We start from the raw sequence: 15,552 nt of genomic DNA, 5'->3' as shown, positions 1-15,552 counted from the left end.
CGTATGGCCTCTGTGGAGTAAAGGGAGGGAAGCGATTGATCCGTGGGGTTTTGATATCCAAGCGGGGCCAAAAAGCGGTCGTTTTGACGACGGACGGCGCATTTCAAGATGTGCGGCTGAAGCGAAGCGCCCGCGTTGTCGTCGGCCAGACGGTGCTGGATTACCACATTCAGGCCGGCATCCCGTTTATGCGCAAAGTGACCCTTTCGCTTTCGGCCGCCCTCATCTTATTGTTTTCTTCTTTCGGCTCGATCGGGCCGGGAGGGTTGCGGCACGCGGTGGCTGCTTACGTGAGCTTTGACGTGAACCCGAGCATTGAAGCCGCCATCGATCGAAGGATGCATGTCGTCACGGTGAAAGCGCTTAATAAAGATGCGGAAAACATTCTTAAAGAGTGCCGGAATTTCCGCGGCATGTCACTGAACGCATTCATGTATTATATTTCCAATCGGTTGGCCCGCCATGGTTATTTGACGGACAAGAATGAAGTGGTCGTCAGCACGGCGGTCACCGGTGAAGTGCCCCATTCTGAAAAAAAGGCGTTTCTAACCGCTTTAAACCGAAAGATTGAAAAAATTGCCAACGACCGTTCTTTTAAACGCTCGGCTGAAGCGGTGAAGGTCATCCATACGACGCTTCACCGGCGCAATCAGGCGGCGAAATTCGGTTTAACCGCCGGCAAGTACGTCCTGTATTTAAAGAAGTCGAAAGAGCAGCGCGGCTTGACGATCGACCAAGCGAAAGCGATGAGCGTGAAGGAGCTGCGCAATGAAATCCCCCGGGAAACCGTGAAGAAGAAACCTTCGGTCCATACCGGGAGCCGTTTCAAAGCGCTGTCCATCCGTGAGCAAAGTCTAAAAACGCCGAAGGCAGTCCAAAAAGGAAAATCTTCAGTTATCATGAACCTTGGAAGGCAAAGATGGCGTCACCCGCGCCGGCAACCGAATCACGTCGTGAACATGAAAGAGAAGGAAGAGAAACTTTTCTTAACGAAAAAGCGGGAAAAATCATTCAAGCCGTCCGAAAATGGCATCCGAATCAAGCCGTCCGCTCATGGTCACCACACGGATAATAGGCGTTTGAGAACGGAAAGATGGCCTTTTCATCATCGGCCTGTTTCCGTCGATCGTCACGGTCCGCTTCCAAAGCGGCATCACCATGTGCACACACATGAACACCGATAAAATGGGTTCGATGAGGACTTATTTTATATTTATTCATTATCCGATTGTCTTAAAGGCGAAAACCGTAGGCGTACGGTAGCGCCTTTATTTTTTGTATAGGAACGAGGTGTATGTAGAAAAAATGAAGGATGTTATGCTTAATCCGACGGTTCGAATGGCATGTGTTTTTTTATCCCACACGACTCTTGTGATACATAGGGCGGAAAAAATGAGGTGAAGCGACATGTTGATTGAGGCATCGGAACGGTTTGTTGCGGTTTTATCGCAAAAACCCGCACTTGTGCCGCTGTACAAAAACAAGCGCATGGACGTGGAGATCAACGGCGGCGAGGAACGCGTTTGGATTCGCTTTGACGACGGCCATTGCGAGCGGTTGGTGGCGGCTCCCGAACGCGTTGACGTCACGGTGAACGGAAGCATTGAGGACGTGACGGCGCTCGTCAACGGCAGCGAACGGCTCATGCTCCTCGAAGAAGAAGGCCGTCTTAAAGTCGAGGGACATCTTCGCCATTTATTGGCTTTGGAATCCTTATTCCTTCTGACTGAAAGCGGGGCCGCCGCGAAGTAACGGCGGCGGCCCTTGCCTCGTCTGCGATGGATGAAACCGACCCCTTGCGCTCGTTTGAGAGGGGAATTTTCAATACTTGGTCGGTTCCGCCGATCTTGCTCGGATCACCGCTTCCGGTTTTTTCGGGATCGTCACTCCCGGCCCGATTCCGCTTGTTCTTGCTCGGACAACAGCGGGCCAAGGGCTTCAACGATTTCGTAAAAGGCGGCTTTGTCGCCGAAGCGCTGCACGATGTTGCCGTCCGCGTCGATGATGAACGTCGACGGGACGCACGTGCATCCGTATGCTTCATAGGTTTTCAAACCCTCATCCAACAGGACGGGGAAGGTCAGCTTTTGCTCTTCAATAAAACGAATGCCATCGTCCGGCGCGGCTTCGCGGCCCGTCGCGTTGATCGTCAAAAAGCCGAGGGCGTCTTTGTCCATGGTCCGGTAAAACGCTTCTTTTTGCGGCAAGTCGCGTTGGCAATCCGGGCACCACGATACCCAAAAGGTGAGCAGGACGGGTTTTCCGGCAAAGTCGGACAAGCGGACGGTTTTTCCGGTTCGTGCCTCTTTCAGTGAAAAGTCCGGCGCTTTCATCGCTTTTCGGTGCAAGAGACGGCGGTTGTGCGCCTCTTGCCTGGCCTCCTTTCCTAATAATTCGACGGTGTCGGATTTTCTTCAGCAATCGCCGGCCGGCATCGGGATCATTGCTTCCCGAACCGGGACGGCTTCCCCTCCATTATAGCCGCTATCGCCCGGTCTGTCGTTTTTGGCGATGCCGGCTCCGTTTCTCCCCGTTTGCGGCCTCGCTGTGCCTCGTTTTGCGCTTGGAAAAATTTTTACAGCGGTTCAAGGCGGTTCGACGTTTCCAATAGCATTGAGCCGGCAGGGCGATGGCACGACGCTCCTCCTCACGGTTGACAAGTCCTCCTTTTTCCCGCCAAGGCGCGGTTTTTCCGTCCCGTTTGCAGGAAGGCGCTTTGGGATGGCGCGCAGACGGGATCAAAGTTTATTCTTGACATACCGATGAATCCTTGATAACATTCAAAATAATCATTTTGGAATTTAAGAATTGAATCGTCGTAAAAGTCGCTTATCCAGAGCGGTGGAGGGACTGGCCCGATGAAGCCCGGCAACCTGCTGGTGTGATGACACCGGTAAGGTGCCAATTCCTGCAAGCTTTTCCGGCTTGATAGATAAGGGATTGACGCTGTCTACAATCCTCTGTCTATCAGAGGTTTTTTTCTTGGCGCCAGCGTGAACGCTCACGCGTCGGCAATTCCGACAACTTAATGAAAGTGGAATGAATCTCTTATCCAGAGCGGCGGAGGGACTGGCCCGATGAAGCCCGGCAACCCCGAAGGAACCCCTTCGGATAGGTGCCAATTCCAGCAGGATGCGTGCCATCCTGAAAGATAAGAGCGGTCTAAACCCCTTCTTATCCTTCGGATGGAAGGGGTTTTTTAGTTCCCGGAAAAACCCGGGGACAGCCCTCTTATTTCATTCATTGTGCGGCTTCGGCAACAACGGGTTTCACCCGTTAATACTTTCAAGGGGGATGTTGACATGTCAAAATCATTGGAAAATCAAGGATTTGCCACGGTGAGCGTTCACGGCGGGCAAACGCCCGACCCGGCAACCCATGCCCGAGCGGTGCCGATCTATCAAACGACGTCGTATGTCTTTGACAACACGGAACACGCGCGCAAATTGTTTGGTCTGGAAGAAGCGGGGAATATTTACACGCGCATTATGAACCCGACGACCGAAGTTTTAGAAGAACGCGTCGCCGAACTGGAAGGCGGCATCGGCGCGCTGGCGCTGTCGTCGGGCATGGCGGCGATCGCTTTGTCGATACTCAACATCGCCGGCCCTGGCGATGAAATCGTCGCCTCCACCGATTTGTACGGCGGAACGTATAACTTGTTTGCCGTCACGTTTCCGAAAATCGGCATCCATGTCAAATTCGTCGACGGCACCGATCCCGAAAAATTCAGAGAGGCGATCACGCCGAGAACGAAAGCGATATTCGGGGAGATCATCGGCAATCCGAGCTTGAACGTGCTCGACGTCGAAGCGGTCGCCCAAATCGCGCACGAAGCCGGTCTCCCGCTCATTATCGATAACACGTTCGCCACGCCGTACCTTTGCCAGCCGATCAAATGGGGAGCCGACATCGTCGTCCATTCGTTGACGAAATGGCTCGGCGGGCACGGCACGGCGATCGGCGGCATCGTCGTCGACAGCGGCCATTTCGACTGGGCTTCCGGCCGTTTTCCGGAATTTACCGAACCCGATGCGAGCTATCATGGCCTCCGCTACGCCCAAGATATCGGAGCGGCCGCGTACATCACGAAGCTGCGCGTTCAGTTGCTTCGGGACTTCGGCGCGTGCCTGAGCCCGTTTAACGCCTTCCTTATTCTCCAAGGCATTGAAACGCTGCATTTAAGGATACCGGCGCATCAAAAAAACGCGGAAAAAATCGTTGATTTTCTGCTGGATCACCCGAAGGTGTCATGGGTGTCCTATCCCGGTTTACCGGATCACCCGTCGCATGAATTGGCGAAAAAATATTTGAAAGGCGGCTTTGGCTCCATCGTCAATTTCGGCATCAAAGGAGGGCGGGCGAGCGGCAGCAAGCTGATCGATTCGGTGAGGTTGTGGTCCCACCTCGCCAATGTCGGCGACGCGAAGTCGCTCATCATTCATCCCGCGACGACGACCCATCAGCAGCTCAGCGCCGAAGATCTTGCAAAAACGGGCGTGACGGAAGATTTGGTGCGCTTGTCGGTCGGCATCGAGGACGTCAACGACCTCATCGCCGACTTGGAGCAGGCCTTGGAAAAAGTCGATGAAGCCGCTTCAATCGGTGTGAAAAGTTGAGGGAGGAGCCGTGCGCGTCATCGCAGATAGGGCAGCGTTGCGTCCGATTCACGGCGATGTCGATCTCGGCGCGGTGGCGCTCGAGTCGGGCGCGACCCTTCGGCGTGCGTCGCTGCGCTTCGAGATGGTCGGCAACCCCGATGCGCCCGTCATTCTGGTGTGCCATGCGTTGACCGGCAACCACGAAACGGTGGGATATGCCGGGGACGGCTGGTGGAGCGGGCTCGTCGGCGCCGGACTTCCGATTGACACCGAACGCTATCAAGTCATTACCTTCAATGTTCTCGGCGGCTGCAGCGGCTCAACGGGCCCCGCATCCACCAATCCGGACACGGGAAAGCCGTATCAGACGGATTTTCCTTTTGTCACGGTTCGTGACATAGCCAAGGTGCAGCTGATCGCGCTGAACCGGCTCGGCATCCGCCAAGTCGAGGCGGTCATCGGCGGGTCGCTCGGCGGCATGCTTGCGCTCGAGCTCGGTATTTCAGCGCCGGATCGCTTCAATAAAGTAATTTGCCTGGCGGCGACGCCGTATGTGACGGATTACGCCATGGCCTTCAACGCCATCGGGAGAAAAGCGATCATGGATGACCCGGCGTGGCGCGGCGGGCGTTACGATCCCGAGCGCCCGCCTTCCGCCGGTCTGGAAACCGCGCGCATGGTCGGCATGGTCACATACCGTTCGCAGGCGCTGTTCAATCGGCGCTTCCAAAGAGAAAGGAAAGACGGTTGGGGAAACAGCCATGATGAAACGGCTTTTCAAATCGAATCCTACCTTCGCTATCAAGGGAAAAAACTGGCCCGCCGCTTTGACCCGAACAGTTATCTCTACTTGTTGAAAGCCATGGACAGCCATGACATCGGCCGGGGACGAGGCGGATGGCGCCGGGCGATCAAAGAGCTTAAAGCCCCGCTGCTCGGCATAGGGTTCCGCGGCGATCTCTTGTATCCGCCGGAGATGATCCGGCAAATGGTGGAGGTTCACCGCACCGTCCAGCCGGCCTCCGCCTTTTTTGAAGTGGAGACAGAGTACGGGCATGACGGCTTTTTGACCGAGTTTGAGAAGTGGGGCGGACGGATAAGGGAGTGGTTGAATGGCGATTAATATCGCCTTGCTCGGTTTCGGGACGGTTGGCTCAAGCGTCTGGCGGCTTCTGGCACGGCGTCGGAAAGAAGTTGAAGCGTTGCTCGGGGATGAGGTGCGCATCACGGATGTCGTGATTAAAGATGAGCGAAAGCCCAGGGATTTGCCAAAGACGACGCGCGTTTCCACCGACTTTTCTCAAGTGTTGAACGATCGGGACATCCATGTCGTCATGGAGGCGATCGTCGGCGTCGAACCGGCCTTTTCTTATCTCAAAGAAGCGCTTGAGCGGGGGATTCCGGTCATTACGGCCAATAAGGCGATGTATGCCATCGAGGGGAAAAGGCTGCAGGATACGGCAAGAACCAAAGACGTGCCCATCGGTTATGAAGCGACGGTGGCCGGCGGCGTGCCGATCATCCGGACGATCCGCGATCTCCTGCATGTCAATCGCGTGAGGAGCGTGGAAGGCATTCTCAACGGCACGAGCAATTATATTTTGACGGTCATGCGCGAAAACGGATGCCCTTTTTCCGAGGCGCTCGCTGCGGCGCAGGAAAAGGGCTATGCGGAAGCCGATCCGTCCTATGACATCCAAGGCATGGACGCTTTTTATAAATTGATGATTTTGTGCGGCACCGTCTTCGGGAGCCAGCCGGACTGGTCGGAAGTCGTGTGCCGAGGCATCGACCGCATCCGCTTGTCCGACATACAGGATGCGGAAAGCAAGGGCCAGCGCATCAGGCTGATCGCGGAAGCGCGCCTCACCGATGACGGGAGGATCGCCGCCAAGGTCGAACCGCGTTCGGTCGGCCGCGACCATCCCTTGTACGGCATCGAAGGGGTCGACAATGCGATTGCGCTTGAGACGGATTGGCTCGGTCGTCTCACGTTGATCGGCCCCGGGGCGGGAGGGTTTCCGACGGCAAGCGCAATGATCGAGGATCTCGTCGCCATCGTGGCCAAGCGGCGCGGGACGCTGGCCTTGCCGAGGGGATAAAAGGGATTGGCAGAAAGATGAATTTATATGAAAACAGTTTAAGATGCTAACAAACCAGCGAAAGGCTGGTTTTTTTATTTTTTAAGAACAAAATGAGTGGAGCCGAGGCTGTTACCATGTACAGGGGGATAATTATAAATTAACGCTGCATAAAATCTGCAAGGTTTTCGGGAAACGTACTCGGCTGCATCTGATTTTGAAAGTCCATTCTCGTTTAAATTATAATAATATAGATCATCAAGAAGTAAGAAGTTCGTGTGGTGGACGGGATTAATGGACTCCGCCTTAAACAATATATATTTTGATGTTTTGCCTTGCTTTGGATTAAATATTAGATTAGAATGAGAATAGATTGAGAATATTATTCCGGCCAGGAAGCACAATTTTAAATAACCATGTAAAAAATGGAGGTTATAGGCATATGGCACAACCGACTCTCAAGATTGAAGATCTGCACGTTTCCATCGAGGGTAAAGAAATCGTCAAAGGCTTCAGCCTTGAAATAAAAGGCGGGGAAATTCACGCCGTCATGGGTCCGAATGGTACCGGCAAATCGACGCTCGCGTCGGCGCTCATGGGTCATCCGAAATATGAAATTACCGGCGGTAAAGTCACCTTTGACGGACAAGATCTTTTGGAAATGGAAGTCGACGAACGCGCCCGCGCCGGCTTGTTCCTCGCGATGCAATATCCGAGCGAAATCAGCGGCGTCACGAATGCCGATTTCTTGAGAACGGCCATCAACGCTCGCCGCGGCGAAGGCAATGAAATCCCGGTGATGCAGTTCATCAAAAAGCTCGACGAAAAAATGAAACTGCTCGACATCGACGAAGAATTCGCCAACCGCTACCTCAACGAAGGCTTCTCCGGCGGCGAGAAAAAACGCAATGAAATCCTCCAATTGATGATGCTCGAACCGAAGATCGCGATTTTGGATGAAATCGACTCGGGCCTTGACATCGACGCGCTGAAAATCGTCGCGAAAGGCGTCAACGCCATGCGTTCGCCGGAATTCGGCTGCCTGATCATCACGCACTATCAACGCTTGCTCAACTACATCAAACCGGATAAAGTCCATGTCATGATGCAAGGCCGCATCGTCAAGTCCGGCGGTCCGGAACTCGCCGAACGCCTCGAAGCCGAAGGTTACGACGGTTTGAAAAAAGAGCTCGGCATCGAAGACGATGAAGTCGTCGAGCAAGAAGCGTAATTTCGGACGGACAAAGGAGGAGCAAAATGGCAACTGAAACCAAAGGGCTTCATTACGATGCCTCGTATATAGAGAAGTTTTCTTCCAGCCGCGGCGAACCGGCATGGTTTACCGAAATGAGAAAGCAGGCGCTCGCTCTCGCGGAAGAACTTCCGCTCCCGCAACCGGAAAAAACCCGGATCATCGGCTGGAATTTCACCGAATTCGAGCATGAGCTGGAATCGAAGGCCGTCGATTCGCTCAATGATCTTCCGGAATATATCCACCGCCTGATCGGCAAGGAAGAACAAGCCGGCAACCTGCTGCTCATCCACAACGGCCGATTGGCCTACCAATCCTTGTCGGACGACCTGAAAAGCAAAGGGGTCATTTTCACCGATCTTGAAACCGCCTTGCGCGAGCACGGCGATTTGGTGAAAAAATATTACTTTGCGAAAGCCGCCAAACTCGACGCCAATAAATTGACGGCGCTGAACGCCGCCCTGGTCAACAGCGGTTTGTTCCTGTACGTTCCGAAAAACGTCGAGATCGAAGTGCCGCTGCAAACGGTCTTTTGGCAAGACCATCCCGACGCCGGCCTGATCAATCACGTCATCGTGGTCGCCGATGACAACAGCTCGATCACTTACGTCGAAAACTATTTGTCGACGGAGCATGAAGGCAGCCAAGTTGCCAACATCATTACGGAGGTTTACGTCGGGGACAACGCAACCGTGCGCTTCGGCGGTGTCGATCAGTTCACGAAAGACGTCACGACCTACATCAACCGCCGCAGCTACGTCGGGGCGAACGGGCGCCTGGAATGGGCACTCGGTCAAATGAACGACGGCAACACGCTTTCCGAGACGTTCACTTCCCTTGTCGGCGACGGCGGCGTGACGGACATGAAAGCCGTCAGCATCGGGCACGGGGAGCAAAGACAAAACTTTGAAAACCGCATCCACCATTTCGGCCGAAACACCGAAAGCGACATGCTCATTCACGGCGTGCAGTTGGATAAAGCGCAATCCATCTTTAACGCCATCACGAAAATCGAACACGGCGCTTCGAAATCCGACGGTGAACAAACCCAGCGCGTGCTCATGTTGAGCGAGGGGGCGCGCGGCGACGCCAACCCAATCTTGCTCATCGACGAAAACGACGTCATCGCCGGTCACGCCGCTTCGGTCGGCCGCATCGATCCCATCCACCTTTATTATTTGATGAGCCGCGGCATCTCCCGCAAGGATGCGGAACGCCTGATCGTACACGGCTTCCTGAACCCGGTGGTTTCGCAGCTCCCGATCGAGGGAGTAAAAGACCAATTAACCGAGGTCATTGAAGGGAAAGTTAAGTAATGGATGTCAAAGCCGTTCGGAAACACTTTCCGATCCTAGACCAAAAAGTCAACGGCCATCCGCTCGTTTACTTGGATAGCGCGGCGACGTCGCAAAAGCCGGATGTCGTCATCGAGGCGATGGACAGCTATTACCGGAAAATCAACGCCAACATCCATCGCGGCGTGCATACGCTCGGTTCCTTGGCGACGGACGCTTATGAAGAAGCGCGCGAAAAGGTGCGCCGCTTCATCAACGCGGGCAGCACGGAAGAGGTCATCTTTACGCGCGGGACGACGACGTCGCTGAACACCGTCGCCTACAGCTACGCCCGGGCGTTTCTCAAAGAAGGGGACGAAATCGTCATCACTCCGATGGAGCATCACGCCAATCTCATCCCATGGCAGCAAGCGGCGAAGGCGACGGGGGCCACATTAAAATACATTCCCCTGCAGAAGGACGGGACGATCGACCTTGAAGACGTCCGCAAGACGGTGACCGAGCGGACGAAGATCGTCGCGATGGCGCACGTCTCGAATGTGCTCGGCACCATCAATCCCGTCAAGGAAGTGGCGGCCATCGCCCACGAGAAGGGTGCCGTGATGGTCGTTGACGGCGCGCAAAGCGCGCCGCACATGAAGGTGGACGTGCGGGCGCTTGACGTCGATTTTTACGCGTTTTCCTCCCATAAAATGATCGGCCCGACCGGCATCGGAGTTTTGTACGGCAAAAAGGCGCTGCTCGAGAAGATGGAACCCTTTGAAACCGGCGGCGAGATGATCGATGTGGTCGATCTCTATGAATCGACGTGGAAACAGCTGCCGTGGAAGTTCGAAGCCGGGACGATGCCGATCGCCGAGGCGATCGGATTGGCCGCCGCCATTGATTTTCTCGAACAAATCGGCTTGGAAGCCATCCACGATCATGAAATCCGGTTGGCGAACTATGCGCTTGAACGGCTCTCGGCGATCGACGGTCTGGAAATTTACGGGCCGCGCAAACGGGTCGGCCTCATTACCTTTAACCTGAAAGGCGTGCACGCCCATGATGTCGCCACGGCCTTGGACAATTTGGGCATCGCGGTCCGGGCCGGCCACCACTGCGCGCAGCCGCTGATGAAGTGGCTATGTGTCCCCGCCACTGCACGAGCGAGCTTTTACGTGTATAATACAGAGGAAGACGTCGATCGGCTTTACGAAGGATTACTGAAAACGAAGGAGTTTTTTGCTGATGTCCTTTAGTCAACTGGATCAACTCTACCGCCGCGTCATTATGGACCATTATAAAAATCCCCGCAACAAGGGGACGATTGATGCGGACGGAAAGTTGACCGTGAACATGAACAACCCGACGTGCGGCGACCGCGTCGAGTTGCACATGATCGTGGAAGACAACAAGATCAAGGATGCGAAATTCCTCGGGGAAGGGTGTTCCATCAGCCTGTCTTCCGCTTCGATGATGACCGAGGCGATCAAAGGCTTGACGGTCGAAGAGGCCCTTCATATGTCGGAACTCTTCTCGCGCATGGTTCAAGGCAAGGATTATCACGAAGAGGGCGTCGATTTCGGCGATATTGGAGCCCTGCAAGGGGTCGCAAAGTTTCCCGCCCGCATCAAATGCGCGACGCTGCCGTGGAAAGCGATGGAAAAGCTCTTTTTGAACGAACGGAATGCGGATTGATTATAAGTAGATTGGCTTGAAGAACAAATTTTAAGGAGGGGACTCGCATGGCGAAACAAATGCCGGAAATCGGCGAATACAAATACGGCTTCAGAGATCGGGACATCGCCGTTTATCGCGCGGATCGCGGTTTGACGCGGGAAGTCGTGGAAGAAATTTCGCGCATGAAAAACGAACCGAAATGGATGCTCGAATTCCGCTTGAAAGCCTTGGAGCATTTTTATAAACGCCCGATGCCGCAATGGGGCGGCAACCTGAACGATCTTAATTTTGACGACATCACCTATTACGTCAAGCCGACGGAAAAAACCGGCCGTTCGTGGGACGAAGTTCCGGAAGAAATCAAGCGCACTTTTGACCGGCTCGGGATTCCGGAAGCCGAACAAAAATATCTGGCCGGCGTTTCGGCGCAATACGAATCGGAAGTCGTTTACCACAGCATAAAAGAGGATCTTGAAGCAAAAGGCATCATCTTCAAAGACACCGATTCCGCGCTGCGCGAAAACGAAGAGCTGTTCAAAAAGTATTTCGCGACGGTCATCCCGTATTCCGACAACAAGTTCGCGGCGTTGAACTCCGCGGTTTGGTCGGGCGGTTCGTTCATCTATGTGCCGCCGGGCGTCAAATGCGAAACGCCGCTCCAAGCTTACTTCCGCATCAATTCCGAAAACATGGGCCAATTTGAACGGACGCTCATCATCGTCGACGAAGGCGCATCCGTCCACTACGTGGAAGGCTGCACGGCGCCGATTTATACGACGAATTCGCTGCACGCCGCAGTCGTTGAAATCATCGTGAAAAAAGACGCCTATTGCCGCTACACGACGATCCAAAACTGGGCCAACAACGTTTATAACCTCGTCACGAAGCGGGCGATCGCTTACGAAAACGCGACGATGGAATGGATCGACGGGAACATCGGCTCGAAATTGACGATGAAATATCCGTCCGTCATCTTGGCCGGCGAAGGCGCCCGCGGCAACACGCTGTCGATCGCGATCGCCGGGAAAGGCCAACACCAACACGCCGGGGCCAAAATGGAACACGTGGCGCCGAATACGTCGTCGACGATCGTGTCCAAATCGATTTCGCGCAACGGCGGCAAGGTCACCTATCTCGGCAAAGTCCATTTCGGGCCGAAGGCGACCAATTCGCGGTCGAACGTGGAATGCGACACGTTGATCATGGACAATCAATCGACGTCCGACACCATTCCGTACAACGAAATCTTGAACCCGTACATTTCGTTGGAACACGAAGCGAAGGTTTCCAAGGTGTCCGAAGAGCAGCTCTTCTATTTGATGAGCCGCGGCATTTCCGAACAAGAAGCGACGGAAATGATCGTCATGGGCTTCATCGAACCGTTTACGAAAGAACTGCCGATGGAATACGCCGTTGAAATGAACCGCTTGATCAAATTCGAAATGGAAGGCAGCATCGGTTAAGCCCATCATATCAAGGTTTTTCGCGAAAAACGGGCGAAATGTCCAAGAAATGTCCAACCACAAATGGGTGCCCACCTTTTGGGCACCCATTAATTATTTGTACGAAAATAATTTTCTAGAGATCGGTCCATCATTTTTCGATCTTTTAGCGCCATGTTGGCAGTTCCTTCGCGTTGGCGTGTCCGTGCCTTTCGGACACGTCTTTTATTTTGCTTCTCTAAAAGATGGTCGCATGTGCGTGCTGTTAAAAGTGTGGCGAAAAAAGGACGTCGAGCTTATATGAATAGCGGATAGGAACCAATATTTTAAAATCTTATCAGTCGGTGTTTGAACCGGAAGGCGTGCGGGAAATGCATCGAATGCTTTCAGGTTTCCGTCATTATGCCGCCATTGACATGAAGCACCTGTCCCGTTACATAGGATGAATCAGCGGATGCCAAATAAATGTAGGCGGGTGCCAGTTCGTACGGCTGTCCGGCGCGTTTCATGGGCGTCTCCAAACCAAACGTCTTGACATGCTCGGCCGAAAAGCTGGATACGATGAGCGGGGTCCAAATGGGGCCCGGAGCCACGGCGTTGACGCGTATCCCCTTACCGATCAATTGGAGCGACAAGGAACGGGTGAAGGAGACCACAGCGCCTTTTGTCGCGGAATAATCGACAAGTAACGGGGCACCGGCATAGGCGGTGACGGATGCCGTCGAAATAATCGAGCTCCCCGGTTTCAGATAAGGAAGCGCGGCCTTAGTCATGTAGAAAAGCGGAAAAATGTTGGTGCGGAACGTATCTTCAAGCTGTTCGTCGGAAATATCCAATAAGCTTTCCTGAACGAATTGAACGCCTTGGTTCAAAACAAGTACGTCGATCTTTCCATAATATTCAAGCGTTCTTCTTATCACCTCTTTGGAAAAACCGGAATGCCGCAAATCCCCTTCGATGAGCAGGCAGCGCCGCCCGTAACTTTCCACCATCCGTTTGGTCGCTACGGCATCTTCGCGTTCATACAAGTAAACGATCGCGATATCCGCCTCTTCTTTGGCGAAGCCGATTGCCACGGCGCGGCCGATACCGCTGTCACCACCGGTGATGACAGCGACTTTACCGACTAATTTCCCGCTTCCCTTGTATTCGGGATTGTCGGATATCGGAATCGGGCGCATTAAATATTCCAGACCGGGTTGGACGTTCTGATGCTGGGCCGGAAAAGTAATCGGCACCTGCCGGCAGCGCACTTCATAATCGTAATACGGATACATTGGAACCATGGCGAGTCCTCCTCGTTGCACTTTAGCCCAACAGCAAAATATTCGCCCACTCTCCGGTTGGTGTCGGTCGGTTCCATCTTTTCATCATTCGCGCTGCATTTTTTTAAGGTGATGCCGGAACAAATAAAAATACGCATCCGTACGGCTTGGATGCCAAAGCGTCGAAAATGCAGCGGACACGGAAACGGGAGAAGAGAGTTGTTTTCTTTCAGTTTATTAATAGCCTGAATAACGCGGTTGATGATAGGGGGAATAATAGGGGGTTTGAGGGTAATAAGGAATGCCGTTCTGATTTTTTTCGGTCGATCGATCTTGATCGTGTTGAGCCGGTTCGCGATGACAGTCTTTTGGCGGACCTATAAACATATTGGGGCGAATGGGAGCGGTCGTCCTTTTCCATTCGTTTTCATCGAGGCAATAGGTGTGCGCGATGATATTGGCGGGCGTAAGCTTCAAGAGATCCGAACCTAAAATCACTTCAGGAGTCGGTGCATTAAATATGGCCAGAAGGTGTGTATGATCGCTCGTCGCGACTTCATAATGCCACCAGCCTTGTGGCACGTTGACCACTTGCCCCGGTTTGATCGGATAGTTGTGAATGTGTTTCGTAAACGGGTTCAGCATCGATACCATGGCGGAACCGGATATGCAGTAGACGAGCTCGGCGGCGTTTTGGTGATAGTGAGGCTCGATCACATTGTTGTTGCTTAAGAAAATATCCAATAAAGATATATTTTCCAACGTGTTTAACTGTTGAACGCCTAAGACGTTGATAAAATTGCGGTGATCCTTTGCGACCGACTTGCTTTTGTTGACGTCGAACGTGAACCGGGTATCCGGCGACGTGTAATCCAAATATAAAACCATGCCGCTCCATTCCTTTGTATGAAAGACTTCACAATAGCCTATGCCAACGCGTTGCCGCTGTGCAAGTACAAAGGAACGCTTGAGCGGACAAGCGTGAAGGACGAGCAAACAGGTCGACGGACGTAGAACAAGGGATGAGAAAATAGATATAGAATTTAACCATATAGTAGAAATAACGTACAGAGAAATAGATAGGAGGGTTGAAATGGAACCAATTAGAAAGGTTTATGGCTATGTAACAAGAATAAAGGAAGGTAAACCACAAGTATTAGTTTTCCAACACCCGATCGCAGAGGCAGGGATACAGATACCAAAAGGTACAGTAAAACCAGAGGAAGACACTTATCATGCGATTATTCGAGAAATTGAAGAAGAAACAGGGCTGAAAAATTTTGAAGTTGAGGATTTACTTGCACAAGATTATTGGAAAAATGACGATGGAGCTATTCATCACCGATTTTTTTATAAAATAAATGTATCAAATGTTCCTAATGAATGGGAATACCAACCAACAGGTGGTGAAGAAGAAGAGGGATTAACATTCCGTTTCTTTTGGATTTCATCCAAAGAAGAAGTTGAACTAGTACGGGGGCATGGAGATTATTTAGATCGCATTTTTACTTAAAACTTGTTGAACTAGAAGGGTGCGATAGTCGAACAAGACATACTAAATGCATGGGAACTATCTATATGACAGACATTTTTATTATGCCCTCGAGAACTTCTCAACTTGATAAGTGTTCACAGTGATACGTACAAGCAGTGAGCGGAGCGAAAGCGGCAAATCATTGTTGAGATTTGACGATTGACGCGATATTACGAAGAAGAATGGCATCAAGTCGCCGTTTACAATCTATTCGAGGCAAACATATTGCCGACCGCGCTTGATACCTTCCCAAGCACCATCCCCAGGGGAGGGATGTATCAGAGGTCGTTTTTTGCACGCCGTCTGCGTTAAAATTTTTTAGAGCTTGCTTCCGAAGCGGCCGCCACTCGGAAAACACGCTTACCCCCGCTTGTTTTAGCATATACATGCAATAAGAGCCGTGCACGAGCGGGGGTGGTC

General features: G+C 52.7%; 14 protein-coding genes and 2 riboswitches. Of the genes, 11 read left to right on the top strand and 3 right to left on the bottom strand.

Annotated features, from left to right (window positions below; all coding sequences use genetic code 11):
- Positions 1-35 precede the first annotated feature (35 nt).
- Both CCB157_RS07320 and CCB157_RS07315 read left to right on the top strand, forming a co-directional pair.
- Positions 36-1,184, top strand: coding sequence for an anti-sigma factor domain-containing protein (locus CCB157_RS07320; protein WP_077615260.1), 1,149 nt, complete (start codon positions 36-38; stop codon positions 1,182-1,184).
- Positions 1,185-1,407: 223 nt separating this feature from the next.
- Positions 1,408-1,752, top strand: coding sequence for an SCP2 sterol-binding domain-containing protein (locus CCB157_RS07315; RefSeq protein WP_077615259.1), 345 nt, complete (start codon positions 1,408-1,410; stop codon positions 1,750-1,752).
- 131 nt (positions 1,753-1,883) lie between these two features.
- Here the strand turns inward: CCB157_RS07315 and CCB157_RS07310 are convergent, their stop codons facing one another.
- Complete coding sequence (locus CCB157_RS07310) at positions 1,884-2,348, bottom strand: peroxiredoxin family protein (protein WP_077615258.1); 465 nt, start codon at positions 2,346-2,348, stop codon at positions 1,884-1,886.
- A 478-nt stretch (positions 2,349-2,826) separates the two neighbouring features.
- Positions 2,827-2,939: riboswitch (SAM riboswitch) on the top strand.
- A gap of 106 nt (positions 2,940-3,045) precedes the next feature.
- Positions 3,046-3,158, top strand: a riboswitch (SAM riboswitch).
- Positions 3,159-3,302: 144 nt separating this feature from the next.
- Here CCB157_RS07310 and CCB157_RS07305 point away from each other — a divergent pair.
- The 8 genes from CCB157_RS07305 (at position 3,303) to sufB (ending at position 12,354) form a co-directional block, all read left to right on the top strand.
- Positions 3,303-4,619, top strand: a complete 1,317-nt coding sequence (locus tag CCB157_RS07305; protein WP_077615257.1) for an O-acetylhomoserine aminocarboxypropyltransferase/cysteine synthase family protein — start codon at positions 3,303-3,305, stop codon at positions 4,617-4,619.
- Positions 4,620-4,629: 10 nt separating this feature from the next.
- The gene (gene metX / locus CCB157_RS07300; protein WP_238594626.1) at positions 4,630-5,724 is read left to right on the top strand and encodes a homoserine O-acetyltransferase MetX; all 1,095 of its coding nucleotides are present in this window, start codon (positions 4,630-4,632) and stop codon (positions 5,722-5,724) included.
- Positions 5,714-6,703 (top strand): homoserine dehydrogenase, encoded by a 990-nt coding sequence (locus CCB157_RS07295; protein WP_077615256.1) that lies wholly within the window; start codon positions 5,714-5,716, stop codon positions 6,701-6,703. The genes metX and CCB157_RS07295 overlap by 11 nt, the downstream gene beginning before the upstream one ends.
- A gap of 421 nt (positions 6,704-7,124) precedes the next feature.
- Positions 7,125-7,913 carry a Fe-S cluster assembly ATPase SufC gene (gene sufC / locus CCB157_RS07290; RefSeq protein ID WP_077615255.1) on the top strand — a complete coding sequence of 263 codons (789 nt, stop codon included), beginning with the start codon at positions 7,125-7,127 and terminating at the stop codon, positions 7,911-7,913.
- 26 nt (positions 7,914-7,939) lie between these two features.
- Positions 7,940-9,250, top strand: coding sequence for a Fe-S cluster assembly protein SufD (sufD, locus tag CCB157_RS07285; protein WP_077615254.1), 1,311 nt, complete (start codon positions 7,940-7,942; stop codon positions 9,248-9,250).
- Positions 9,250-10,470, top strand: coding sequence for a cysteine desulfurase (locus CCB157_RS07280; RefSeq protein ID WP_077615253.1), 1,221 nt, complete (start codon positions 9,250-9,252; stop codon positions 10,468-10,470). Before sufD ends, CCB157_RS07280 begins: the two co-directional genes overlap by 1 nt.
- The gene (gene sufU / locus CCB157_RS07275; protein ID WP_077615252.1) at positions 10,460-10,909 is read left to right on the top strand and encodes a Fe-S cluster assembly sulfur transfer protein SufU; all 450 of its coding nucleotides are present in this window, start codon (positions 10,460-10,462) and stop codon (positions 10,907-10,909) included. Before CCB157_RS07280 ends, sufU begins: the two co-directional genes overlap by 11 nt.
- Before the next feature lie 47 nt (positions 10,910-10,956).
- On the top strand, positions 10,957-12,354 hold the full coding sequence (gene sufB, locus CCB157_RS07270) for a Fe-S cluster assembly protein SufB (protein WP_077615251.1): 1,398 nt from the start codon (positions 10,957-10,959) through the stop codon (positions 12,352-12,354).
- A 365-nt stretch (positions 12,355-12,719) separates the two neighbouring features.
- Here the strand turns inward: sufB and CCB157_RS07265 are convergent, their stop codons facing one another.
- Together CCB157_RS07265 and CCB157_RS07260 are read right to left on the bottom strand one after the other, a co-directional pair.
- Entirely contained in the window at positions 12,720-13,619 is a 900-nt protein-coding gene (locus CCB157_RS07265) for an SDR family oxidoreductase (protein ID WP_077615250.1), read from the bottom strand.
- A 216-nt stretch (positions 13,620-13,835) separates the two neighbouring features.
- Entirely contained in the window at positions 13,836-14,486 is a 651-nt protein-coding gene (locus tag CCB157_RS07260) for a cupin domain-containing protein (RefSeq protein WP_077615249.1), read from the bottom strand.
- 205 nt (positions 14,487-14,691) lie between these two features.
- Between CCB157_RS07260 and CCB157_RS07255 the strand changes: the two genes are divergently transcribed.
- Positions 14,692-15,111 carry an NUDIX hydrolase gene (locus CCB157_RS07255; RefSeq protein ID WP_077615248.1) on the top strand — a complete coding sequence of 140 codons (420 nt, stop codon included), beginning with the start codon at positions 14,692-14,694 and terminating at the stop codon, positions 15,109-15,111.
- Positions 15,112-15,552: the final 441 nt, after the last annotated feature.

The sequence above is a fragment of the Caenibacillus caldisaponilyticus genome (genome assembly GCF_002003465.1).
Classification (GTDB): domain Bacteria; phylum Bacillota; class Bacilli; order Bacillales; family Sporolactobacillaceae; genus Caenibacillus; species Caenibacillus caldisaponilyticus.
The sequence above is the reverse complement of the archived record's forward strand: the minus strand, read 5'-3'. Positions and strand labels throughout refer to the sequence as shown.

Bases quoted from the DNA above. Each gene is read 5' to 3' on its own strand.
- CCB157_RS07315 (WP_077615259.1), top strand. From the start codon at position 1,408: ATGTTGATTGAGGCATCGGAACGGTTTGTTGCGGTTTTATCGCAAAAA.
- CCB157_RS07305 (WP_077615257.1), top strand. From the start codon at position 3,303: ATGTCAAAATCATTGGAAAATCAAGGATTTGCCACGGTGAGCGTTCAC.
- CCB157_RS07295 (WP_077615256.1), top strand. From the start codon at position 5,714: ATGGCGATTAATATCGCCTTGCTCGGTTTCGGGACGGTTGGCTCAAGC.
- sufC (WP_077615255.1), top strand. From the start codon at position 7,125: ATGGCACAACCGACTCTCAAGATTGAAGATCTGCACGTTTCCATCGAG.
- sufD (WP_077615254.1), top strand. From the start codon at position 7,940: ATGGCAACTGAAACCAAAGGGCTTCATTACGATGCCTCGTATATAGAG.
- CCB157_RS07280 (WP_077615253.1), top strand. From the start codon at position 9,250: ATGGATGTCAAAGCCGTTCGGAAACACTTTCCGATCCTAGACCAAAAA.
- sufU (WP_077615252.1), top strand. From the start codon at position 10,460: ATGTCCTTTAGTCAACTGGATCAACTCTACCGCCGCGTCATTATGGAC.
- sufB (WP_077615251.1), top strand. From the start codon at position 10,957: ATGGCGAAACAAATGCCGGAAATCGGCGAATACAAATACGGCTTCAGA.
- CCB157_RS07265 (WP_077615250.1), bottom strand. From the start codon at position 13,619: ATGGTTCCAATGTATCCGTATTACGATTATGAAGTGCGCTGCCGGCAG.
- CCB157_RS07260 (WP_077615249.1), bottom strand. From the start codon at position 14,486: ATGGTTTTATATTTGGATTACACGTCGCCGGATACCCGGTTCACGTTC.
- CCB157_RS07255 (WP_077615248.1), top strand. From the start codon at position 14,692: ATGGAACCAATTAGAAAGGTTTATGGCTATGTAACAAGAATAAAGGAA.